Genomic DNA, 1,435 nt, shown 5'->3' with positions numbered 1-1,435 from the left:
GGGTTCTATGATATTTGGTGTTGATAGAGAAATCCATCAACACCATTTTTGCATTAAAAAAGAGGCATACCACCTCTGTGCTACAATCAAGTCGACCAAAACCAATTGAAAGCGAGAAGAATGATATGTCCCAAGACCAGTCTACAAGAGATTTACTACAAATTAAAGACCAAAACATTATTAATTTCAAAGTTCAAGACACTTCACGTGATGCCTTACGAATTTATGCCGACTTAACTTATTCCGTCAATGTTTGCCCACGTTGTGGCAAACACGACATCGTTAAGAATGGGGCCAAGACAGTTCGAGTTAGAATACCCAATATCAGTGAGCGAACCGCCTTATTGGTTCTGCGTAAGCAACGCTTTCTTTGTAAGGCCTGTGGGCACACTCAAATTGCCCAAACACCCATCGTTATGAAGCAACATCAGATCTCTCAGAACATTAAACACGGCATCACTAGGGAGTTAACCACAGACCGAACTATGGCCAGTATCGCAGCCCAGTACAACGTCTCAACGAACACCGTTAGCCGCCAACTAGTCGCACTTGGCCGGCAAACGAAGCCCGCCTACGACGGCTTACCAGCTTCATTGTGTATCGACGAATTCCGTTCCACCGGGAACCAAATGAGTTTTATCGCCATCGACGCCCAAAAGCATGACCTAATTACCATTTTGCCAGATCGAAAGAACAAAGACATCAAGGACTTCTTCTTAAACCATTACTCTCTGAGTAACCGAAACAAGGTCACCCGTGTCGTCATGGACTTTAACTCGCAGTACCAGTTGATTATTCATCAAATATTTCCTAACGCCATTATCGTCGCCGACAACTTTCACTTAGTTCAGATGGCGCTCCGTTCTTTAAATCAAACCCGAGTCCAATTGATGAAACAATTCCCCAAGGAGACCCGCGAATATCGCGTCCTTAAACATTATTGGCGTCTTTATTTAGAGAGCTATGAGGACCTCGAAAAGAACAAAAAGCAATGGTTCGCGCATCTTAAAGACCATCTCACGCAGGAACAACTTGTGCTAGAAGGCTTAGATCTCAGCGAGGAGTTTGCGAACACCTATTACTCAGCCCATGCCCTAGTCGAATCTATCCGAAAGCGGGATTATAACGCGTTTATCAACGCCTTAGGTGAAGTTGAGAACGTCAGTCCTCAACTTCTAACAACCATAAAGACCTTCATTCAGAGAAGACAGCTCATTCAGAATATGACACAATGTTCAATCTCCAATGGCCCCATCGAAGGCGTCAACCGCAAGATCAAGCAGATCAAACGAACCGCTTATGGCTATCGAAACTGGCTAAACTTCATCTACCGAATCCAAATCGAATTCAAAATCAAGGTCCAAAAAAGAGGCCCAATTCGCAAGTGAATTGAACCTCTGAAGATCTCCTCATCAACAACCGTTGACAAAGAACC

General features: G+C 44.0%; 1 protein-coding gene. It reads left to right on the top strand.

The features are described from left to right. The first annotated feature begins 125 nt into the window (after window positions 1–125). Entirely contained in the window at window positions 126–1,388 is a 1,263-nt protein-coding gene (locus FD28_RS01740) for an ISL3 family transposase (protein ID WP_057731988.1), read from the top strand. Window positions 1,389–1,435: the final 47 nt, after the last annotated feature.

Origin of the sequence: Levilactobacillus hammesii DSM 16381 (assembly GCF_001434395.1) — a bacterium.
In the GTDB taxonomy this organism is placed as follows: Bacteria; Bacillota; Bacilli; order Lactobacillales; family Lactobacillaceae; genus Levilactobacillus; species Levilactobacillus hammesii.
This window is presented reverse-complemented; position numbering and strand designations above follow the sequence as displayed.